Origin of the sequence: Allomuricauda sp. TY007 (assembly GCF_010468565.1) — a bacterium.
GTDB lineage: Bacteria > Bacteroidota > Bacteroidia > Flavobacteriales > Flavobacteriaceae > Flagellimonas.
On record NZ_WUEG01000004.1, the window covers coordinates 314,174 to 336,743 of the forward strand.

Here is a 22,570-nt window from a genome sequence, read left to right on the forward strand (position 1 = left end):
TCTAGTTACTTCTTTTATTGATTAAGCCTCGTTGGTGTTTCTAACTTTTACATGGTAGAACACGTTTGGTTTTGTTCCCACGTGCTCCAATAAGTGGTACATTCTGTCATCATTTTTCAACTCCGCAACCTTACTGTCGTGGTCGTTGATATCCCCAAATACCATTGCTCCACTGCTACATGCTGCAGAACAAGCTGTTTGGAACTCGCCATCCTTGACCACTCTTCCATCCCTCTTCGCATCCAAAATGGTTTTTTGGGTCATTTGGATACACATGGAGCATTTTTCCATTACACCTCTTGAACGTACGTTAACATCTGGGTTGATTACCATTTTACCCAAATCGTTGTTCATGTTAAAGTCGAACTCGTCGTTGTTGCTGTACAAGAACCAGTTGAACCTACGAACTTTATACGGACAGTTGTTGGCACAATATCTTGTACCCACACAACGGTTATATGCCATATGGTTTTGACCTTGTCTACCGTGAGATGTTGCCGCAACCGGACAAACAGTTTCACAAGGAGCGTGGTTACAGTGTTGACACATTACAGGCTGGAAGGCAACTTGTGGATTGGCAGATGGATCTTCCATCTCCCTGAATCCTCCAAGGGAACCTTTATCTCCCCAAAGGCCATCCATGCTTTCCTTCTTCTCATTATCCTCTTCAAAGGTTTCTTCAGAAGAATAATATCTATCGATTCGCAACCAGTGCATATCTCTGGAACGACGCATTTCAGCTTTACCAACAACAGGAACGTTGTTCTCTGCATGACATGCTATAACACAAGCACCACATCCGGTACATGCATTTAAGTCGATGGACAAATTAAAGTGATGCCCAATGCTTCTATCAAATTCATCCCATAGATCCGCATCTGGCGAAGTCACAGGAATTTCCTGATGGTTCAACGAAACGTGAGGCATTGGGTTCCACTCTTCGTGGTCTTTGGTATTGAAGATTTCCAAGGTAGTTTCCTTGATGATATCTCCTCTACCCATCAATGTCTTATGTGATTGGATACAAGCAAACTCATGCTCACCTCCAGTTTTCTCAACGGTTACAGATTGCACATCGGAGAAGTTACTATACAAAGTATAAGCATTAACTCCTGTTGCCATCTCTTCCTGCATACCGGCCTTCTTACCATAACCGTAAGACAGACCAACAGTACCTATCGCTTGACCTGGTTGAATGATGACCGGGACATTTTCCAGTACTTTACCATCTACGGTCAATTTTACATAGCTACCGTTAACACCCCCATCGGCTTCGATAGTATTTTCAAGCCCCCAAGACTCAGCATCAGCTTTGGAAACCGTTACATAATTATCCCAAGACACCCTAGAAATAGGATCGGGGAACTCTTGCAACCAAGGGTTGTTGGCCTGACGGCCGTCACCCATCCCAACTTTGGAATAGAGCACCAACTCGGTACCCGGGCTTGTTGAATTTACCAAAGAACGGATTGCCGAGGCAATCGGAACTATTTCGGGCTGTTCTTCTTCCGATTCAGCAGTAGTTGTTGGCTCGGTATCTTCAATAGCCACCGCAGGTGCAGCGAACACACCATCTTGCAATGCTTGATTCCAAGATCCACCCTGAAGCACATCTGTACTCCAAGTTTCCTTGATGTATTCGTAGTATGTCTTCTCGATACCCATCCATGTCAAAAGTGCTGTTTGAAACTGTTTTGTATCAAACAACTCGCGAATGGCAGGTTGCATCAAGCTGTATTCTCCTTTTTTGAACTGGGCATCACCCCAAGACTCTAAATAATGGGATGCGGCAGCGACATAACTGGACGCTTGTGCGGTTTCATCGTTGGTATAAGCAAAATCAACCGACAGATCCACTTGCTCAAGCCCAGAAAGGAACTCTTCAGCATTTGGCAATGTATACGCCGGGTTAACCCCATCCATAATTAATGCCCCAACACGTCCTGCGTTCATATCAGCAACCAATTTGGCCACTTTTGCAGCATCACCTTGACGTACATATTTTGGTTTTTCAGGATCAAAAGCTTCGCTAGCCAACAATTTGTTGATGGCCAACACAACTGTCTGTGCATTTTCGTCGTTCAAACCACTTACCACAACCGCTTTACGGCCAGCTTTTTTAATTTCGGCCGCAACCTTGTCAACAGCTTCGTCTACATCAGAAGTTCCACCTCCAACACTACTGCCATTCAACTTGCCGTACAATTTGGCAAGGGCAATTTTTTGTTGCGTAGGCGTCATTGGGTATCTCTTGTCGGCATTGGCTCCAGTCAAAGACATATTGGACTCCAATTGCACGTGTCTGGACATTTTTCCATTTTTGGGAACACGTCCTTTGGCGTAACCAGAGTCGTAACCCCCACCTTGCCAATCACCAAGAAAATCCGCTCCGAAAGAAACAATCAATCCTGCTTTCTCAAAATCATAATCAGCCAAGGCACGCTCACCGTAAGCTTTTTGGTATGCATTCAATGCAGCATCTTCAGAAATGGCATCGTAAACCACATGGTTCACATTTTCTCCGTAAGCTGCCTTAAACTCAGATATTAATTTTGTAGTTGAGGGGCTGGCATAAGTTTGCGTCAACAAAACCACTTGCTTATTGGAACCTTTCAAGGCATTCAACTTCGCCTTAACAGTAGCATCCAACACCTTCCATTCCACGGGCTCACCATTGGCCATCGGCCCCTGAACCCTTTTGCTATCGTACAAGGTTAAAACAGAAGCCTGCACTCTTGCATTGGCACCTCCGTTAACCTTGGCATCGGTATTGTTTTCAATTTTGATGGGCCTACCTTCTCGGGTCTTCACCAAGATGCTGGCAAAATCAAAACCGTCCGCAATGGTGGTGGCATAGTAATTGGCCACACCGGGAACAATACTGTCCGGCTGTACCACATAAGGAATGGATTTATGAACAGGGCCCTCACAAGCCGCAACTGTAGCTGCTGCCGTACTGAAACCTACATATTTCAAGAAATCCCTACGGGATGTGTTGGAGGAAGACAGGTTTTCCTTGTCGCCCAAAAATTCATCAACGGGAATCTCTTCGGTAAACTCGTTGTTTTTTAGCGCCTCAACAATGGAATCGTTCGGATTCAACTCCGCTTCACTTTTCCAATATTTTTTGTTTGATGCCATACGATATATCTGAGATTATCTTCTTTTAATTCTTAATAGTGACACTTTCCACATTCAAGACCACCCATCATGGCAGCGGTCAATTTCTCTACCCCATACTTCTTGGACAACTCCTCGTGAATTGCTTCGTAGTACGCATTGCCCTGAACCTTGACATTGGTCTCGCGGTGACAATTGATACACCACCCCATGGTTAACGGAGCAAACTGCTCCACGATTTCCATTTCCTCGACCGGGCCGTGACAAGTCTGACATTCAACACCAGCAACAGAAACGTGCTGGGAGTGATTGAAGTAGGCAAAATCGGGCAATTGGTGAATCCTTACCCACTCTACTGGCTGTGTCTCACCCGTGTAGCTTTGGTTTTCTTCATCCCAACCTACTGCCTTATATAATTTTTTGATCTCTCCAGTATAAAACTCATTGGTATGGCCCGCCGCCAAATCCTCTGCAGATGGACCTTCCGGGTTACCTGTGTATTCATATATGGATTTGTGACAGTTCATACAGACATTCAAAGATGGAATCCCTGAAGTTTTTGACACCCTAGCAGAAGAGTGACAGTATTTACAGTCAATATTATTATCACCAGCGTGGATTTTGTGCGAAAAATGGATTGGCTGCACAGGGGCATAACCTTGATCCACACCAATTTGCATCATCCAACCATAGGCGAAATAAGCACTGGCCAATAGCAAGAACACCACACTTACCAAAACCAAGAACTGGTTTTGAACAAATGCTTTCCAAAGAGGCAAACGCTTTTCTTTTTCCTTTTCAAGAACAACTCCATTGGCTTCGGCGATTCTTCTCAAGGTCTTGTTCACCAAGACCAACATGATCACCAAAAGACCAAATACCAAAGCCAAGGCCCCAAGAATCATCTCATTGGATATTCCCGAACTTGAACCAGTTGCTTCCCCTCCAGCCGTTGTTGCAGTTGCAGTAGGTGCGGGTGTAGATGGAGGTGCGGCCGTGTAGGCCAAAATATCGTCAATATCCTCGTTCGACAACGTTGGGAATGGCGTCATTGCCGCCTGATTGTACTCTGCGTAAATCTTGTTTCCATAAGCGTCGCCGGAAGATATAACAGCAGGACTGTTTTTTATCCACTCATAAATCCATTCTTTATCCAACCCCTCATCTTCCATCAACCTTGTTTCCACATTGGCCAATGCAGGACCGGTCATTTTCCTGTCCAAGGAGTGACATGCAGCACAGTTCTGGTTGAACAACTGCTTCCCCTTTACCGGGTCGCCCTCAACGGCATCGGCAGTTTGTTCCGCTGCAGCATCCGTAGCGACCTCAGCCTCTTCCTGTGCATAAAAAGATGATGAGAACAGTAGGAAAGTTAAACCTAAAACTTTAGAAAATAGATGGCGGTATAAAACCTTTTTCATATTCGTGAAATTTCTATCGAAATCTTTGGCATGATTCTTTCTACTGAGTTTGAGAGCAATAGCTTTTTACCCTGCCAAGAATGGCAACAAAAGTAAGACATACAGTCATTTTTTGAAATGTTAAGGTATTTATAACTCATAATTTATAAAGATTCTAAATAACTTTGTCCGCACATGATTAACCTATAATAATCTACATTTGCAAAAAGCGTAAACGATACAACACAGCAACGACATGAAAACCACTGTATTTGCAGCAATTTTAATTGGCTTAACAACGCATCTTTCGGCTCAGAACGCCCAAGTGACCATTCAACAAGATCCAAAGATTGATGAATTGGTAAAACTCTACACCAAGGTTAATTCCAATACCGGGTATTATCAGATTCAGGTGGGTTTTGGCAATTATAAAAAAGCACTAGATCTCTTGAACCAAGTGGAAGTCGATTTCCCTGACTGGTATTCCAAAATAGAGTTTGAATCCCCCACCTACCGTGTTAGGTTGGGAAGGTTCAAAACCAAATTAGAGGCAGAAAGGAAGTATTTGGAGGTGCGTAAAAAATATCCGCATGCCATGCTACTAAAACCGGAAGAAAAAGAATCTTAGCCATAAAAAATCCCGCTCTAAAGGCGGGATTTTTTTATTCGATCATCTCTTCCTACAGCTTTTTCTTCACTGCTACTTCTTGGAAGGCTTCTATAATATCACCCTCCCTAACGTCATTGTAGTTTTTAACCTGTAGTCCACAATCATATCCTTTGGACACTTCCTTGACATCATCTTTAAATCGTTTCAACGAGGCCAATTCTCCAGTGTAGATCACAACACCGTCCCTAATCAACCTGATGCGTGAGTTCCTGAATATTTTACCACTGGTAACCATACAACCAGCAATGGTTCCGATCTTGGAAATCTTGAAGGTTTCCCTAACTTCAGCGTTACCCGTGATTTCTTCTTTCATCACTGGGGATAACATCCCTTCCATCGCATCTTTAAGGTCGTTGATTGCATCATAAATGATGGAGTATGTCCTGATATCGATTTCCTCCTTATCCGCAATGGTCCTGGCATTGCCCATTGGCCGTACGTTAAATCCGATTATAATCGCATCGGAAGCACTTGCCAACAACACATCGGATTCTGTAATGGCTCCAACTCCTTTATGGATAATATTCACCTGTATCTCGTCGGTGGACAATTTTTGGAATGAATCTGTCAAGGCTTCCACTGAACCGTCCACATCACCTTTAAGGATAATGTTCAGTTCTTGGAAGTCGCCCAAAGCGATTCTACGTCCAATTTCATCCAAGGTAATATGGCGTTGTGTTCTTACGGATTGCTCACGTTGCAACTGTGAACGTTTTGCTGCAATCTGTTTTGCCTCACGTTCATCTTCCAATACGTGGAATCTATCACCTGCCTGGGGCGCTCCATCCAATCCCAAAATTGAAATTGGCGTGGATGGCCCGGCACTTTCTATGTTCTTACCTCTTTCATCGTGCATTGCCTTGACCTTACCACTACAAGTTCCGGCCAAAACGTAATCACCTATATTCAAGGTACCGGTCTGTACCAAGATTGTGGCCACATACCCTCTACCTTTATCCAGGAAAGCTTCTACAACTGTACCAGATGCAAGCCTGTTCGGATTTGCCTTAAGCTCCAACAATTCTGCCTCCAACAGTACTTTCTCCAATAATTCTTTAACTCCCTCCCCTGTTTTGGCAGAAATATCGTGGGACTGAACTTTTCCTCCCCAGTCTTCCACCAACAGATTCATACTGGCCAAGCCCTCTTTGATCTTATCGGGGTTTGCCGTAGGCTTATCAACTTTGTTGATTGCAAATACAATAGGTACTCCCGCCGCTTGAGCGTGACTTATGGCTTCTTTGGTCTGAGGCATAATATCATCGTCCGCAGCAATTACAATAATTGCAATATCCGTTACCTGGGCACCACGGGCTCGCATTGCGGTAAACGCCTCGTGGCCCGGTGTATCCAAGAATGTTATTTTTTGTCCATCTTCAAGCGAAACTCCGTAGGCTCCGATGTGTTGGGTAATTCCCCCACTTTCACCTGCAATCACGTTCTCTTGACGAACATAATCCAACAAGGATGTTTTACCGTGATCTACGTGTCCCATCACGGTAACTATTGGTGCACGGGATTTTAAATCTTCAGGGGCATCTTCCACCTCCTCGATGGTTTCTTCGATTTCAGCGGTTACAAATTCGACTTCGTAACCAAATTCATCAGCCACAATGGAAAGCGTTTCGGCATCCAAACGTTGATTCATCGTTACCATTATTCCCAAGGACATACAGGCCGAAATAATCTGGGTCGTGGAAACATTCATCATGGTTGCAAGCTCATTAACCGTTACAAACTCGGTCACCTTGAGGATTTTGCTATCCATTTCTTGTTTCTCAAGATCTTTCTCCGTTTGTTGACGATGCTGATCTCTCTTTTCCCTACGATATTTGGCTCCTTTGCCCTTACTGGATTTGCCTTGGAGTTTCTCCAAGGTTTCCCGTACTTGTTTTTGTACTTCTTCCTCGGTAGGCTCTACTTTAGGCGCGGATGAACGTTGTCCCTTTCTTACAGCACCTCCTCTTGTATTTCGGCCACCACCTGCTTGTGGGCCATTCTTCACAATTCTTCTTCGGCGCTTTTTTCGCTCTCCGGCATCGGATGAACCACCTTTGGCTTTTTGACTATCCTCTTTCTTCTTTTTGGCAGGTTTTTTGAACTGGGAAAGGTCAATTTTATCCCCAGTTATCTTAGGACCTGAAAGCTTTTGGTATTTAGTCTTTATGGTTCCGCTTTCGGACTCTTCTTTGCTTTCGGCACTTTCTTCCTTGGCTTCAATCGCTTTCTTTTCCGGTGCTTCAGCTTCCGACTTTTCAGTCTTTTCTTTAGCTGGTACTTCTTCTTTTACTTCTACTTCCTCTTTGGCTTTTTCCGGCTCAGCTTTTGGCGCCTCTTCTTGTTTTGGCTCTTCCTCCTTGGGCTTATCGGGTTTTTTATCCAAATCAATTTTACCCACGGTCTTGGGCCCGGAAAGTTCGGCCTTGGCTTTTACAACTTGCTGTTCAGCTTCTTTTTTCTCCTTGGCCAATCTGCGCTCTTCTTGTTCTTTTTCCATTCGGATTCGGATGGCCTCCTTTTCCTTGCGCTTTTCTTCACCAACTTCCTTGGAAGCAACCTTTTTGCTCTTATCCGTTTGGAATTCATCCAACAGAACTTGATACACCTCATTGGATATTTTAGTGGTAGGACGCGCCTCTACCTCATGCCCTTCCGAGGCTAGGTAATCGACTGCCCTATCCAGTGAAATGTTCAATTCTCTGAGAACTTTGTTAAGTCGTATTGTTGGATTTTCTGCCATAAATAATTTTACTTGCCCTAAATTTTCGCTGCTAATATAAGCCTAATCTTCAAATTCTTCCTTGAGGATGCGAACGACCTCTTGGATTGTTTCTTCTTCTAGATCGGTTCGCTTTGCCAAATCTTTTACATCTTGCTCCAAAACGCTACGTGCGGTATCCAATCCAATCTTCTTGAATTCTTCGATCACCCAGCCTTCGATTTCATCGGAAAACTCGGTCAACTCCACATCTTCCTCAACGCCTTCGCGGAACACATCTATTTCGTAACCAGTCAATTGACCTGCCAATCGTATGTTATGCCCACCTCTACCAATTGCCTTGGAAACTTCCTCTGGCTTAAGGTATACTTGAGCTGTTTTTTTCTCGTCGTTCAATTTAACGGACGACACCCTAGCAGGACTAAGTGCCCGGGTGACCATTAATTGTGGGTTGTTGGTCCAATTGATCACATCAATATTTTCGTTGCCCAACTCACGTACAATTCCGTGGATTCGGGACCCTTTCATACCCACACAGGCCCCTACGGGATCAATTCTGTCATCGTAAGAATCCACAGCAACCTTAGCTTTTTCGCCAGGGATACGAACTGCCTTTTTAATGGTTATCAGCCCATCGAACACTTCTGGGATTTCTTGGAAGAACAATTGCTCCAGGAATTTCGGGGAAGTTCTGGACATGATAATTGCCGGCTTATTTCCTTTAAGTTCGACACTCTCAATAATGCCACGCACATTGTCTCCTTTACGGAAAAAGTCGGAAGGAATCTGCTTCTCTTTTGGAAGAATAATCTCGTTTCCTTCATCATCCAACAAAATAACTGCACGATGTCTTATATGGTGCACCTCTGCAGTATAGATCTCACCTTCCAGATCTTTAAATTGCTTGTAGATGGTGGTATTGTCGTGCTCATGGATCTTGGAGATCAAATTTTGACGCAATGCCAAAATCGCCCTTCTACCAAGGTCCACCAATTTTACTTCTTCCGAAACGTCTTCGCCCACTTCAAAATCGGGCTCAATTTTTCTAGCTTCGGACAAGGAAATTTCCTCGTTAGGCTCTTCTACTTCGCCATCTTCAACAACCACACGGTTTCTCCATATCTCCAAATCCCCTTTATCGGGGTTGATAATAATATCAAAATTGTCGTCAGAACCAAATTTTTTCTTGAGCGCACTTCGGAATACTTCTTCCAAAATCGCCATAAGAGTAACCCTATCAATAAACTTATCGTCCTTAAACTCCGAAAAGGATTCGATGAGCGCTAGGTTTTCCATTTTCTACTACAATTAAAATTTTAATTTAACTTTTGCCTCTTGAATATCAGAAAATGCGATTTCCTGCTTTTTCTGCACTGTAACTTTTCCTTTACCTACTGGTTTGGGCTCTCTCGCCTTCCACTCCAAGGTAATGCTATCTGTCGAGGTCGCTACCAATGTACCCTCCAATTGCTCGGAGCTGGTCTTGACCTGTAATTTTCTTCCAACATTTTTATTGTACTGACGGGGCAATCTCAACGGAGAAGTAGCTCCGGCCGATGTAACCTCCAAGGAAAAATCCTCTTCCTCGCGATCCAAATTATGTTCAATGGCCCTACTAATGTTCATACAGTCTTGCAGACTCACCCCTTCATCACCATCCAAAACCACTTTGATACTGTTGTCGCTGCCCATTTTAAAATCTACCAAGAACAAGGAAGAGTGCTCTTCCAACGCCTTGCCCAGCAACGATTCCACTTTATCCTTCAACATAAAAATGAGAAATAAGTAATAAAAGAGGGGACTCAAGGTCCCCTCATGAATACTTTTATATCCGTTCAGTTTTGCAAATATACAACAAATAATATCGCTTGTGCAACTCATTCAACCACAAAAATAAACCTTTTGCCATCTACTTTTCAGTGTATTACAATAATTTATAGATGACCGGCTTCCCAATAATCTGTATAACATGAATGCCATTTGCAGGGTTATTTATAAACGTAACAACAACAATCCCTACATTATTACAGGGTTAACATTCGTTTCCCTCCCTTTCACAACAAATATTTTGAAGCTAAGTAGCCCCCGCTAATTTTGTGGTACAATCAATTAAAGTACATGGGCACAACCTCTTTCTTCGATAAGAAGATGAATCATTTTCCGAATGGATGGATGCTGATTATCACATTTTTCCTACTGGGAACATTTCTTTCATTTTCCCAAACCACTATTTGGAGCGAAAGCTTCTCCTATCCCGATGAAACTTCCAACGGAACGGCCACAGGCCCGTCCAATACAAATTGGTCTTCCAACAACCCCGGAAGGTTAAGGGTCATTGACAACGGACTTGAAGGCAAAAACCTGGGCACTGAAAGTATTTTTCAAACAGGGCCTATAAATATATATGGGTACACCGCCGTGGATTTTAGCATGAACGCTACGGTTTTTCAGGCCAATCGATTTGAAAACTCAGACTATTTTATTGGGGAATATCGTATTGATGGAGGTTCGTGGGTAAAGTTTGAAGATGCTTCCGGGGCTACTTCGGACCCATTGGACACCTCGTACACGGTTAACCTCCCCTCAACGGGCTCCACTTTGGAAATCAGGGTAAGAATGTACAATGATTCAGGCAACGAACGATATTATTTGGACAATTTGACCGTGAATGGAGTTTTGGACCTATGTAATGGTGAAATTGATTTTGAATTTTATGATAGTGCACCTTCCGGGTACACCACGGACAATATTCCCACAACGGGTTATCAGGGGGCCGGGACTTTTACCAGTTTTAATGTCGATGCATTACAAAACCAAGAAGACCCTGGCGATGCCGACGATTTCAGTATTCGATATTCGGGCTACATTCAGATTGATACGGAAGGCTCATATACCTTTTTTACATCATCGGACGACGGCTCCAAGCTTTTTATTGATGGAACCGAAGTGGTTGACAATGACGGAAACCACGGCACACAAGAAAGGTCTGGCAACATTTCGCTGACCACTGGACTGCACGACATTACCGTTCTGTTTTTTGAAAATGGTGGCGGTGAAACACTGAACGTACAATATCAAGGACCCTACTTGTCCAAACAAAATGTGCCGTTTTCCAAATTATACTCGAATTGTAGTGTGGCCAGTGCCGACCTTGATGGAGACGGTGTTAATGATGTGGCCGATATTGATGATGACAACGATGGAATCCTTGATACTGATGAATGTGGCGGAGCCTCTGGGAATTTTGTCCAAACAGCGACCAACGTTCAAAATTTCAACAATCCCTCCAATGCCGAGGGAGATCCGGGAACCACTTATGCTGCCAACGCAGTTTCCACCTATCAGGGTCAGTCCATATTATCGTTCCAGTTCGCCCAACCTATTCCCATGGGGACCACTGTGAGCGTTTTTTTAAGTGCGGATCCTTCAGTCAGCTCCACAGATATGCAAATCCAAAATGCCGGTGGCGGCTGGATTGCAAGTGCCAACAACATTACACCCGGATCTATAACAGAAATAACATTCAACGTTTCAGCCAGCAATTTTCAATCCTTTAGAGTAGTAGCATATCAACTTGGAGCCCGAGTTCACGGGGCCGGTTACGGTGGGTCTGTAGATTGTACCACGGTCGATACCGATGGCGACGGTATACCCAATTACCAAGATCTGGATAGTGATGGTGACGGCATACCCGACAATGTGGAAGCACAAACATCCTTAAACTATATATCCCCTTCGGGAGTTGATGCCAATAACAATGGACTGGATGATGCCTACGAAGGAAGTGGCTTATCCGCTGTGGACACCGATGGCGATGGCACTCCCGATTTTATGGATACCGACAGCGATAATGATGGGACATTGGATACCATTGAAGCTACCCTTACCCTTGCTGGATCGGATAGCGATAATGATGGCCTGGACAACAATGTGGATAGCTCGACAGGGTATTCCGACCCCGGAGGCACTATAGACAACCCCTTGAACACCAACGGCGGTTCTTTGATGCTATCCGATTCCGATGGCGATGTTGCTTCGGGAGGTGACTTGGATTTTAGGGACGATACTTTTGACGATAACGAACCACCATCCATTACAGCTACGGGAGACCAATTTTTTTGTCCCGGCGATACGATTTTTATTGTTGAAAGTGTAGATATTTCAGACGCTGATAGCAGCACGTTGGATGGTGTTTATGTGCAAGTCACTTCAAATTACGATGTTTCCGGCGATGTTCTGAGCTTAACGGGAACACACCCCAACATAACGGCCAGCTATGACACTTCCGAAGGAAGGTTGTTCTTGGAAGGACCGGCGACTTTGTCCGAATTTGAGGCAGCCATTGGCGCTGTAGCTTTCCAAACTACGGCCACCGTAAGCAGTGGCGACACAAGAACTTTTTCCATAGTAATGAACGAGGCCAACTATTTGGAATCGACAGGGCACTATTATGAGTATGTCCCTTCCGAAGGAATTACTTGGACCGCTGCCCGAGATGCCGCAGCCTTAAGAACATTTTACGGACTCCAAGGCTATTTGGCCACCATTTCCATTCAAGACGAATCGGACCTGCTGGGTTCACAAGCACCGGGAGCAGGTTGGATCGGGGCAAGTGATGCCGCCACAGAAGGAGATTGGTACTGGGTAACCGGCCCTGAAGCAGGAACCTTGTTCTGGAGAGGAACTGGAGGCGGAACCTCATTTGGTTATGAATTCTGGAATTCCGGCGAACCCAATCAATCCGGAGATGAGGATTATGCCCACATCACCGCCCCAGGAGTTGGCTTGCCCGGGTCTTGGAACGACCTTTCCAACACGGGAGCTGCCAGCGGGGACTATCAACCAAAAGGATATTTGGTAGAATATGGAGGCATGCCCGGCGACCCCACTCATCCAGACTTAGCAGCTACAACAATGATCACTGTGGAGTCAACAGCACCTACAGCAAGTACTCCAGCTCCAATAATGGTAAATTGTTCGGCTGACATTCCTACACCAGATGTAACCGTAATAACAGATGAAGCTGATAATTGCGATCCAAATCCAACGGTAACTTTTGTAAGTGACGTTAGCGACGGGGGAAGCAACCCCGAAATCATTACTCGCACATACAGGATTACGGATATGGCTGGTAACACCACTGATGTAGAGCAGATCATTACGATAACGCCTTTCACCATATCATCACAACCCACAGACCAAACAGTTGTTATGGGCAATAATGGAAGTTTTTCGGTTACAGCTATTAACGTAGATACCTATCAATGGGAAGTAAGCACAGATGGAGGCAGTAATTTTATGCCTATCTTGGATGGAACTGAATATTCGGGCACCCAAACAGCAAACCTCATCGTAAACTCTCCGGACACCTCTAAAAATGGATATATTTTCCGGGTACTTGCCTCCAACAGTACCGGAAGCTGCAGTCCAATTACTTCGGATCAGGCATCTTTGACCGTTAAAACAGGAAGAGTCATCACCAACCGAGGGGTAACTTACCGCGTGAACAACAACTAATGTATTGCCCAAAACCAGATAAATACCTCTTTTAGGTGATTCACAATTGTTGTAATGCTTCAAGCTGAAAGACCTTTTCCATTGGTATTTCCCACATAAAGGAGTATCAAAAATTCAATTGAAAATATCTTGCCTCTGTATCGAAATAAAACATACTTTCGGTAAAGAATAATGACACTGGAAAATAAAGTTCAATTGGTTGAAAAGTTATTTGATCAATTGGAGAAAGAAACCCATCAATTTCAAGAAGCATCTGGAATTGGCTGTGTTTCGGGTTGTGGAAAATGTTGTACTTACCCTAATATTGAAGCTTCTCCTTTGGAGTTTTTACCTTGGGCATTTCATCTATTTTTATCTGGCAAAGCAGAGGATGCACTTACAAGCATCAACGAATACCCGATTATGTCCTGCTTTATATTGACACCCGTTTCCATCATTGGAAAGGGACATTGCGGCAGTTACAGGCACAGGGGCCTCATTTGCAGGTTGTTCGGCTATGCGGCCAACAGGGACAAACATGGCAATTTACGATTGGCAACTTGCAAAACCATCAAAGAAGGGCGGACCGATAACTTTTTGGTTGCATCCGAAGCTATTTTGAAAGGAATGCATGTCCCGGTCTTCACGGATTACTACATGCAATTAAGCCAAATAGATTTTCAATTGGGCTCCAAAATAGTACCCATAAACAAGGCCCTTAAAATGGCTTTGGAAGAAGTTTTACAATACTACACTTATAGACCTGCTCCCAATTTGGACAAGAAAATTGTATGAAACGCAATACTAAGACAAAAAAAGCCCCACAAATGGAATTTTGCGGGGCTTTTTTGTTGGCCTACAAGGACTCGAACCTTGAACGACTGAACCAAAATCAGCTGTGTTACCAATTACACCATAGGCCAGTACCGTATTTGAGCGTGCAAATTTATAACAAACTTTGGTTTCAACAAATATTTTTCACAAGAATGCACCCTATTTTTCTTGAACAAGGGTGTTAAAGGTTTTCCAAAAAGGGTTAGGCATCTGTTCTAGATTTACTAAATTCGCCACAATTCGGTTAATAACCAACTCTATGTTTGCAAAAGACTTCAAAAAATGGGATACCATCCTTGGATGGATTTCCTTCGCCATCGCGTTTATAGTTTATGCCCTGACCGTTGAACCCACAGGAAGTTTTTGGGATGCAGGGGAATATATTTCCACTTCGGCAAAATTGCAGGTTGGCCACCCTCCAGGGGCTCCATTGTTGCAAATGATAGGGGCTTTCTTTGCCATGTTTGCCTTTGGCGATGCAACCAAAATAGCCCTTATGGTTAATGCAGTCTCCGTTGTTTCGAGTGCATTTGCCGTATTGTTCACTTTCTGGACCATTACCAATTTGGTCGGGAAATTGGTTTCCAAAAAGAGTAAAATGACCAATAGCAAAGCTATTGCTGTTTTTGGAAGCGGACTTGTTGGGGCGCTTGCCTTTACTTTTTCAGATAGTTTTTGGTTCAATGCCGTAGAGACCGAAGTATACGCCATGGCCAGTTTAATTATGGCTTTGTTACTATGGTTAGGTTTAAAATGGACGGATAATTTAGGTGATCCCAGAGGCCACCGTTGGCTTATGCTTATCTGTTTTGTCATCGGCCTTACCTTCGGAATCCAGTTTATGGGCTTTTTGGCCATTCCATCCATAGGTTTACTCTATTATTTCAAAAAATATAAAACCACCACGGTAAAGAACTTTTTGTTGGCCAACATTGCAGTGGTAGCGGTACTCATCTTGGTTTACAAATTCTCTTTGACCTATGTACTGGAGCTCTTTGGATGGAGCGAAGTATTCTTTATAAATGAAATTGGCCTTCCGTTCAATTCAGGTTCCATCATCATGGGGCTCCTATTTGTGGCGGCCTTCTATTTTGGATTGAGATATACCCGAAAACACAATTACTACAATGCAAACATTGTGGTGCTTTGCCTCATGTTCCTTATCCTTGGATTCTCATCTTGGTTGATGCTTCCCATTCGTGCAAACGCCAAAACCGTGGTCAACGAAAACAACCCTGCCGATGCAAGGGCCCTTTTGGCCTACTATAACAGGGAACAATATCCCGGTGTGGACAGTCCCGTTTATGGCGCTTACTATTCGGACACCTTTGCTCCCGCTGGAGAAGATAGGGACGACAGCCCCAAATATGAAAAAGACCTGGAACTGGGCAAATATGTTATTGTAAACCACTACAAAGATGCCTTGCCCGGGCCCAACGAAAAGCATGTGGGCATTTTGCCCAGAATGTGGAGCGACCAGCATGCCGAAAATTACATGCGCTATTTTGGTGCACTGGAATTTCGGATAAAATCGGAATACATCTCAAACAACGATCTTAGGGATGCCGTAAACCAATTTAAAACGGCATACTCCCAAGGAGAACTCGACACCGAACAATATATTCGCTTTTTGCGCGAATTTGGAGAGTACATTGAAGTGGAACCGCCAACCGTATGGCAAAACATCGAATACCTATTCGATTTCCAGTTCAGCTACATGTACATGCGCTACTTTATGTGGAATTTTGTCGGAAAGCAAAACGATGTACAAGGTAGATACGATGAAAACGGGAACTGGCTGAGCGGCATTAATTTTATTGATGGCATCCGTCTGGGAAGCCAAGAAAACCTACCCAGCGACTGGAAAAACAACAAAGGGCGCAACACCTATTTCTTCCTACCGTTGCTTCTCGGAATTTTGGGCATTGTATTCCAGATATCCAAAAACCCGAAACAATTTTGGGTCCTCTTCGTATTCTTCATGTTTACGGGACTGGCCATACAGTTCTACACCAACCCCTACATTTTCCAACCTAGGGAAAGGGATTATTCTTTGGTGGGATCCTTTTATGTTTTCTGTATTTGGATCGGTATTGGGGTCTACGGCCTGTTTGAAGAATTTAAAAAACTGATTTCGGCCAAAATTGCTGCACCAGCCATTACAACCTTATGCCTATTGGCTGTACCCCTGTTGATGGCCTTCCAAAACTGGGACGACCACGATAGATCCGACCGATATACCGCACCGGCCACTGCCAAAGCCTATCTCGATTCCTGCCAAGAAGATGCAGGGGCAATTCTGTTCACTATTGGGGACAACGATACCTTCCCGATCTGGTATGCACAGGAAATTGAAAACTATAGAACCGATGTTCGTGTGGTAAACACCAGTCTTTTTGCCACCGACTGGTACATAGACCAGATGAAACGTAAAGCCTACGAGAGCGACCCCATACCATCGCAATTGACCCACGACAAGTACAGCTATGGAACAAGGGATGCAGTTTATTATCAAGGCATTACTGAAAACCGATGGAACATCAAAGATTTTATGAACTGGATCGGGAGCGATAAACCCCAAACCAAGTTCAGACATATTTTAACCAATCAAGGTGCCGATTTGAGTAACTATTCGGAAAGCACCTTGGATATTGTGTACTATCCCACCAATAAGATTAGGATTCCGGTCAACAAACAAAATGTACTGGAAAGTGGGTTGGTCAAGGAAAAAGATTCCGCATTGATTGTGGATTATATCGATATCGACCTTCCAACCGGGGCACTTCCCAAAAACAGAATATTGATGTTGGATGTAATAGCTAACAACGATTGGAAACGCCCCATCTATTTCTCTGGGGGAAGTTTTGACAGTGCCGAATACATTTGGATGAAGGATTATCTTCAATTAGATGGCCTGGTGTACAAATTGGTGCCCATTAAAACACCAAATAGAAATTCCTTTGAAATGGGCCGTATTGATTCCGAATTGATGTACGACATTGTAAAGGATTGGGATTGGGGCAACTCAGGAAGCGATGAAATTTACCACGACCCACAAACGCGTTCCCAAGGGCTCTCCTTTAGGAGCAATCTGGCTCGTTTGATGGAAACTCTTATCGAAGAAAACAAAATAGACAAGGCCAAAGACGTTATCAACACTGCCATGGACAACATGCCTGTGGACCATTATGGCTTTTATGCCTTTGTGGAACCATTTGTAGATGGATACTACAAAGTCGGCGAGACCGAAAAGGCCCGTGCGTTGTTCGGCAAGCTCAAAAAAGTATACCAAGAACATTTGGAGTATTACGCCAACATTCCTTTGGATGAGCAATACGATAAAATTGACGATATCCTGTCCGATATGCAGGCCTATCGTAGAAATATTGACATCCTTATTGAAAACGGCGATAAAGAGCTAGCCGAATCTGAAACAATTATTTTTAATGAGTATATAGATAAGTTCTCGCAGTTTGTGGACGAAGAAGAAGAGAGTTTGGACGAACCACTCCCTCTTGACCCAGATATGGAAGATTCCATGTTGCTGGACACCATAGAAAGTGTTCCGGATTCCGCACTTCCTGAAGAGTAAACCGCTATTATGGATTTGAAATCCATAGTTTTAAAGAAAAAAGAATAAAATTCTTTGTCATCTTGTATCAAATATTCCCTTAATCCTTCCAAGGAGGGAAACTTCTCCCCTTTGGGGAGACTGGAGAGGGGATTATCCAAAAAACTTATAGAAACTAAAGTAACTGCAATAAAACCAGACCGCCGTCCAAGGCAAGTTTGCAGGTCTGCCGGCAAAGGCAGGGTTTTAACCTTTAACTAGAAAATAAAAAACGAGGGGGTCCAAAATGTCGCTTTTCGTCAACCTGAACTTGATTCAGGTTCTCATAGCGATGTGTTTATCAGTATGATGAGATTCTGAAATAAATTCAGAATGACGGGTTTCAATGCTTTATAGCCTCTTTCTTTATTGGATGTATTCGTTTAGGATACCTATGAGGGTATTGGCGTCCTGCTCGCCACTTTGGCGCCAAACCATCTCTCCTTTTTTGTAAATCATTAAAGTGGGCAATCCCTTAATGCGGAGTGCCTGCGAAAGCTCCTTGTTTTTGTCCACATCAATTTTTATAACCTTTCCCTTATCGCCAAGGGCAGCGGCCACATCGCTCAAAACAGGATGCATGGAAGTGGACTCCTCGTTCCATTCTGCGTAAAAGTCTAACAATACAGGGACTTGTAAATCTATAAGTTCACCAAATTTGGACATGTATTCTAAGGTTTACAATCAAAAATAAGAAAAAATGTGAATGTTTTTATAGCAAGTCAATGCTTTACCTATCAGTCTATGGCAAATTTTCATTAAACCATCTCTGCATATAGTGATCCATTACCGTGTCTTATTACAATATTTGTTCTCACAAACAATACAATCAATCATCATAAACCCATATTCCAAAAGCAGTTTATTTACAATTTTTATGATTTTAAGTTCCTGAAATTCAGTATATTTAATAGAGGGATTAAAAAATTGGATATGGGAATCAAGAGTTACACAGGAAAAAGGGTAAAGGAAATACCAAAAGAAATACCGCTCAAAGTGAGTGATTATATGACTCGGGACTTAATCACCTTTAGTCCTGACCAATCTATAGAGGAGGTCATCGAAGCTTTGATACGGCATAAAATTTCGGGAGGCCCGGTCGTTAACGAAAACAACGAGTTGATAGGGATTATTTCAGAAGGGGATTGTATAAAGCACATTAGTGACAGCAGGTATTACAATTTGCCCATGGAACACAGCAGGGTAGAGCTTCGAATGATTAAAAATGTAGAGACCATTGATGGCAATATGAACATCTTTGATGCGGCAAAAATGTTCCTCGAAGTCAGAAGACGCCGTTTCCCTATTTTGGAAAACGGAAAACTTGTTGGTCAAATATCCCAAAAAGATATTCTAAAAGCTACGATGGGAATAAAGGGCCAAAACTGGAAATGATATCATAAGTCGTAAAAATTTCCTGTAAACCCATAAAATCGGATTTACGCCGCCATTCCCTTTTTCTTCAAGGTAATCACCGAAATCTCGGGCCAAATACCAAAACGACCGGGGTAACCAATAAACCCAAACCCTCGGTTTACATTGATAAACTGGTCCAACTCCTTGTAAATGCCCGCCCAATATTTGTAACGCCACTTAACAGGGCTCCATTTAACCCAGCCAGGAATCTCAACACCGAACTGCATGCCATGGGTATGTCCGCTCAAGGTCAAGTGAAAATGGTAATCATCATGGATCACCACATCTTCCCAATGCGATGGGTCGTGGCTCAACAATATTTTAAAATCATCGTGGGAAACACCCACTTTGGCCTTTTGTAGGTCGCCCGCTTTTTTAAATCCACCACGGCCCCAGTTTTCCACCCCTACCAAGGCAATCTTTTCGCCACCCTTTTCCAAAAATCGGTTGGAGTTGAGCAATAGGTCAAAACCCATTTCTTTTTGCATGGTTTTGAGGTTCTCCAAGTTTTGTGCCTTCTCTTCTTCCGTATCCCAAACAGCATAATCCCCATAATCGTGGTTGCCCAAAATAGAGAACACCCCATCTTTGGCATCCAAACGGGAAAAAACCTCTTTCCAAGGTTCCAACTCATCCGAACGGTTGTTCACAATATCTCCGGTAAAGAAAATTACATCGCTCTTTTGTTGGTTGATAAGACTTACCCCATATTCCACTTTTTTATAATCGTCAAAACTACCACTGTGCACATCGGAAATCTGTGTAATCTGATAGTTGTGGAAGGCATCCGGAAGATCATCAAACTCCAGTTCGTATTTTAAAACTTGATAATTGTATTTTCCACGGTACATGCCATACAACAAAGCCCCAAAAGGCAACGCAGCCAAACCAAGGGCAATACCGCTAATAAATTTTCTTCGTGAAGGGAAGTAACCTGCATCAGTATCCGAAACCCCAACAATTTTGTTATACCCGTAGCCAATCACGCGTACCACATCTTCCAGCAAAAGGAAGAAGCCCAAGACCAAAGCCAATAAAAAAAATGAAGCAAATATGGTTCCTGCAATGGCGGCGGTACCTTTAAACCCATCGCCAGGGTCGTATGTCATTACTTTGATGGTCAAGAAAATCAAGGCACCCAAAAAAAGTACAATATAAGCCCATTGCATCAACGGACTTTTGAACAGTGTACGGAATGCCTGAAAACCATAAAAGGCCAGCACCACATACAAGATTGCCAAAACAATAAATCGGGACATACAATTTTTTTACAAAATTAGTGCTAATCTCCTATTAAGCAGTGCTTTTTAATTTTATTTAACGGCTCGAACAATGCTGGTCAGCGTTTCCAAATTGGAAACTGCCACCTCATCTTCCACCAAATGTTTTGCAGAGTTCATACTGATTTTACCTTCTAACGCCACTTGATGTCCGAAGGAAGTCCCCGAGCAATGGATGGCACTAAGTCCAATATCCTTGAAATCCAATGCATTCTTGGGAGACACACCTCCACCTGCCATAATGGTCATGGTGGTATTTTGCTGCCATAACTTTAAGTGATTGATTCCTTTTTTCGCTGAAATCTCTCCTCCAGAGGTTAAAATGGTCTGTACCCCAAGTCCATCAAGCTGCTTGATGGCATCCAAGGGCTCCCCCACCCAATCAAACGCACGATGAAAGGTAAAATGCATTGGCTTTGCCAAATCCACCAACGCTTTGGTTCTTTCCACATCCACAGTAAAATCTTCCATCAAAATTCCAGAAACAATACCCTGCACACCCAAAGCCTTGCACGCCAAAATATCGGCTTTCATCACCTCAAACTCAGTACTGGAATAGGTGAAATGCCCACCCCTTGGACGAATTAGTACATGAACGGGGATATTCAACTCTCTTTTAACCAATTGGATCAATCCAGCGGATGGCGTAATGCCCCCCACCCCGAGTTCCGAACAAAGTTCAATTCGATTAGCCCCTGCCCTTTCGGCATTCCTTGCCGATTCTAGGGAATTGGCACAAACTTCTACCAGCATATTGTATATTTATAGCCCTTAAAAATAAACATACCATCGCATGGAACGACGCAAATTTCTTAAAAATTCCAGCCTCTCCGCAGCCGGACTGGTTTCCGCCTCCACTTTGGTTTCCTGTAAAATGGAACCTAAACCCGAAGTTACTCCAGCTACGACAATTCCAACTCCAAATCCCATAAAACCCATTGTGGTCTGTACTTGGAACTTTTTCAATGCCACGGAGAAGGCGTGGGAGGTCTTAAAATCGGGCGGTAATGCCTTGGACGCCGTAGAACAGGGCGTAAGGGTCGAAGAAGCGGACGAAACCAACGAAACGGTAGGCAAAGGCGGCCGACCGGACCGTGATGGTAATGTTACCCTGGATGCCTGCATTATGGATAAGGATGGCAATTGCGGCTCGGTGGTCTGCATGCAAAACATTGTGCACCCTGTTTCCGTGGCCAGAAAAGTAATGGAGAAAACCCCGCACATTATCTTGGCGGGCAAAGGTGCGGAGAAATTTGCCTATGAACAAGGCTTCAAAAAAGAAGACCTATTGACCGAAAGTACCAAAAAACAATACGAAGAGTGGTTGAAGACCTCCAAATATGAGACCACCATCAATATAGAAAACCACGATACCATTGGTATGTTGGCCATTGATGAAAATGGCGATATTTCCGGGGCTTGCACCACAAGCGGAATGGCCTACAAAGTAGCAGGGCGCGTTGGGGACTCCCCCATTATTGGCGCCGGGCTATTTATTGATAACGAAGTGGGCGGTGCTACTGCAACAGGTGTAGGCGAAGAAGTAATCCGTACCGTGGGCAGCTTTTTGATCGTGGAACTCATGCGGCAAGGAAAAAGTCCGCAGGAAGCCTGTGAAGAAGGTGTAAAACGTATTATGAAGAAAAACAAGGGTCGAAAAGATTTCCAAATCGGGTTCTTGGCCATCAACAAAAATGGAGAAACGGGCGGCTACTGCGTGCATCCTGGGTTTACCTATCGGGAATACTCCGATAATGGGCACGAGAACCGGGAGGTCGTCAGTTTTTATGAATAGACATTTGATAATAGACCGCTGCGTTGTTAGAAGAAAGAACCAAGACCGCTACGCTATTAGAAAAAAGACTGCAAGAGCAAGGAAGTTTTGATTAACAGAAAGAAAATAATAGAAAAAGCACATAAAATCAAAAGCATAAACAATTGAAAAGTCTAAGCTCTAGTCTCCAAACTCTAGGTTCTTTTTTCTACTTTTAAAACCTGCCTTTTATAATTGTTTATTGAACATTG

The 22,570-nt window shown here is 43.6% G+C and carries 14 protein-coding genes and 1 tRNA gene; 6 read left to right on the plus strand and 9 right to left on the minus strand.

What is annotated here, in order from left to right; all coding sequences use genetic code 11:
* Positions 1-21: 21 nt before the first annotated feature.
* Entirely contained in the window at positions 22-3,141 is a 3,120-nt protein-coding gene (locus GO009_RS06285) for a TAT-variant-translocated molybdopterin oxidoreductase (RefSeq protein ID WP_163625363.1), read from the minus strand.
* Between the two features lie 32 nt (positions 3,142-3,173).
* Positions 3,174-4,541: a cytochrome c3 family protein gene (locus GO009_RS06290; protein ID WP_163625364.1), complete on the minus strand. Its 1,368-nt coding sequence runs from the start codon at positions 4,539-4,541 to the stop codon at positions 3,174-3,176.
* A 235-nt stretch (positions 4,542-4,776) separates the two neighbouring features.
* Here GO009_RS06290 and GO009_RS06295 point away from each other — a divergent pair, with 235 nt between their 5' ends.
* Positions 4,777-5,148, plus strand: a complete 372-nt coding sequence (locus GO009_RS06295; protein WP_163625365.1) for an SPOR domain-containing protein — start codon at positions 4,777-4,779, stop codon at positions 5,146-5,148.
* 52 nt (positions 5,149-5,200) lie between these two features.
* On the opposite strand, the gene infB is transcribed toward GO009_RS06295, so the two are convergent.
* The 3 genes from infB to rimP are packed head-to-tail and all read right to left on the minus strand — an operon-like array spanning position 5,201 to position 9,679.
* The gene (infB, locus tag GO009_RS06300) at positions 5,201-7,930 is read right to left on the minus strand and encodes a translation initiation factor IF-2 (protein ID WP_163625366.1); all 2,730 of its coding nucleotides are present in this window, start codon (positions 7,928-7,930) and stop codon (positions 5,201-5,203) included.
* 42 nt (positions 7,931-7,972) lie between these two features.
* Positions 7,973-9,205, minus strand: a complete 1,233-nt coding sequence (gene nusA, locus GO009_RS06305) for a transcription termination factor NusA (protein ID WP_163625367.1) — start codon at positions 9,203-9,205, stop codon at positions 7,973-7,975.
* Between the two features lie 12 nt (positions 9,206-9,217).
* The gene (gene rimP, locus GO009_RS06310; RefSeq protein ID WP_163625368.1) at positions 9,218-9,679 is read right to left on the minus strand and encodes a ribosome assembly cofactor RimP; all 462 of its coding nucleotides are present in this window, start codon (positions 9,677-9,679) and stop codon (positions 9,218-9,220) included.
* A gap of 348 nt (positions 9,680-10,027) precedes the next feature.
* Between rimP and GO009_RS06315 the strand changes: the two genes are divergently transcribed.
* Both GO009_RS06315 and GO009_RS06320 read left to right on the plus strand, forming a co-directional pair.
* Complete coding sequence (locus tag GO009_RS06315; RefSeq protein WP_163625369.1) at positions 10,028-13,426, plus strand: PA14 domain-containing protein; 3,399 nt, start codon at positions 10,028-10,030, stop codon at positions 13,424-13,426.
* Positions 13,427-13,597: 171 nt separating this feature from the next.
* The gene (locus tag GO009_RS06320) at positions 13,598-14,200 is read left to right on the plus strand and encodes a YkgJ family cysteine cluster protein (protein ID WP_163625370.1); all 603 of its coding nucleotides are present in this window, start codon (positions 13,598-13,600) and stop codon (positions 14,198-14,200) included.
* A gap of 56 nt (positions 14,201-14,256) precedes the next feature.
* Here the strand turns inward: GO009_RS06320 and GO009_RS06325 are convergent.
* Positions 14,257-14,328: transfer RNA gene (locus GO009_RS06325), tRNA-Gln, on the minus strand.
* A gap of 170 nt (positions 14,329-14,498) precedes the next feature.
* Between GO009_RS06325 and GO009_RS06330 the strand changes: the two genes are divergently transcribed.
* A complete protein-coding gene (locus GO009_RS06330; RefSeq protein ID WP_163625371.1) occupies positions 14,499-17,831 on the plus strand; it encodes a DUF2723 domain-containing protein in 3,333 nt (1,110 codons plus the stop codon).
* A gap of 384 nt (positions 17,832-18,215) precedes the next feature.
* Here GO009_RS06330 and GO009_RS06335 read toward each other — a convergent pair whose 3' ends face one another.
* On the minus strand, positions 18,216-18,515 hold the full coding sequence (locus GO009_RS06335) for a co-chaperone YbbN (RefSeq protein WP_163625372.1): 300 nt from the start codon (positions 18,513-18,515) through the stop codon (positions 18,216-18,218).
* Between the two features lie 267 nt (positions 18,516-18,782).
* On the opposite strand from GO009_RS06335, the gene GO009_RS06340 reads away from it, so the two are divergent.
* The gene (locus GO009_RS06340; protein ID WP_163625373.1) at positions 18,783-19,244 is read left to right on the plus strand and encodes a CBS domain-containing protein; all 462 of its coding nucleotides are present in this window, start codon (positions 18,783-18,785) and stop codon (positions 19,242-19,244) included.
* 44 nt (positions 19,245-19,288) lie between these two features.
* On the opposite strand, the gene GO009_RS06345 is transcribed toward GO009_RS06340, so the two are convergent.
* A complete protein-coding gene (locus GO009_RS06345) occupies positions 19,289-20,524 on the minus strand; it encodes a metallophosphoesterase (protein ID WP_163625374.1) in 1,236 nt (411 codons plus the stop codon).
* A 54-nt stretch (positions 20,525-20,578) separates the two neighbouring features.
* Complete coding sequence (locus tag GO009_RS06350) at positions 20,579-21,298, minus strand: copper homeostasis protein CutC (RefSeq protein WP_163625375.1); 720 nt, start codon at positions 21,296-21,298, stop codon at positions 20,579-20,581.
* A 40-nt stretch (positions 21,299-21,338) separates the two neighbouring features.
* On the opposite strand from GO009_RS06350, the gene GO009_RS06355 reads away from it, so the two are divergent.
* Positions 21,339-22,340, plus strand: coding sequence for an isoaspartyl peptidase/L-asparaginase family protein (locus GO009_RS06355; protein WP_163625376.1), 1,002 nt, complete (start codon positions 21,339-21,341; stop codon positions 22,338-22,340).
* Positions 22,341-22,570: the final 230 nt, after the last annotated feature.

Excerpts from the sequence above, each read along its gene's own strand:
- GO009_RS06285 (WP_163625363.1), bottom strand. The coding sequence starts at position 3,141 with ATGGCATCAAACAAAAAATATTGGAAAAGTGAAGCGGAGTTGAATCCG.
- GO009_RS06290 (WP_163625364.1), bottom strand. The coding sequence starts at position 4,541 with ATGAAAAAGGTTTTATACCGCCATCTATTTTCTAAAGTTTTAGGTTTA.
- GO009_RS06295 (WP_163625365.1), top strand. The coding sequence starts at position 4,777 with ATGAAAACCACTGTATTTGCAGCAATTTTAATTGGCTTAACAACGCAT.
- infB (WP_163625366.1), bottom strand. The coding sequence starts at position 7,930 with ATGGCAGAAAATCCAACAATACGACTTAACAAAGTTCTCAGAGAATTG.
- nusA (WP_163625367.1), bottom strand. The coding sequence starts at position 9,205 with ATGGAAAACCTAGCGCTCATCGAATCCTTTTCGGAGTTTAAGGACGAT.
- rimP (WP_163625368.1), bottom strand. The coding sequence starts at position 9,679 with ATGTTGAAGGATAAAGTGGAATCGTTGCTGGGCAAGGCGTTGGAAGAG.
- GO009_RS06315 (WP_163625369.1), top strand. The coding sequence starts at position 10,028 with ATGGGCACAACCTCTTTCTTCGATAAGAAGATGAATCATTTTCCGAAT.
- GO009_RS06320 (WP_163625370.1), top strand. The coding sequence starts at position 13,598 with ATGACACTGGAAAATAAAGTTCAATTGGTTGAAAAGTTATTTGATCAA.
- GO009_RS06330 (WP_163625371.1), top strand. The coding sequence starts at position 14,499 with ATGTTTGCAAAAGACTTCAAAAAATGGGATACCATCCTTGGATGGATT.
- GO009_RS06335 (WP_163625372.1), bottom strand. The coding sequence starts at position 18,515 with ATGTCCAAATTTGGTGAACTTATAGATTTACAAGTCCCTGTATTGTTA.
- GO009_RS06340 (WP_163625373.1), top strand. The coding sequence starts at position 18,783 with ATGGGAATCAAGAGTTACACAGGAAAAAGGGTAAAGGAAATACCAAAA.
- GO009_RS06345 (WP_163625374.1), bottom strand. The coding sequence starts at position 20,524 with ATGTCCCGATTTATTGTTTTGGCAATCTTGTATGTGGTGCTGGCCTTT.
- GO009_RS06350 (WP_163625375.1), bottom strand. The coding sequence starts at position 21,298 with ATGCTGGTAGAAGTTTGTGCCAATTCCCTAGAATCGGCAAGGAATGCC.
- GO009_RS06355 (WP_163625376.1), top strand. The coding sequence starts at position 21,339 with ATGGAACGACGCAAATTTCTTAAAAATTCCAGCCTCTCCGCAGCCGGA.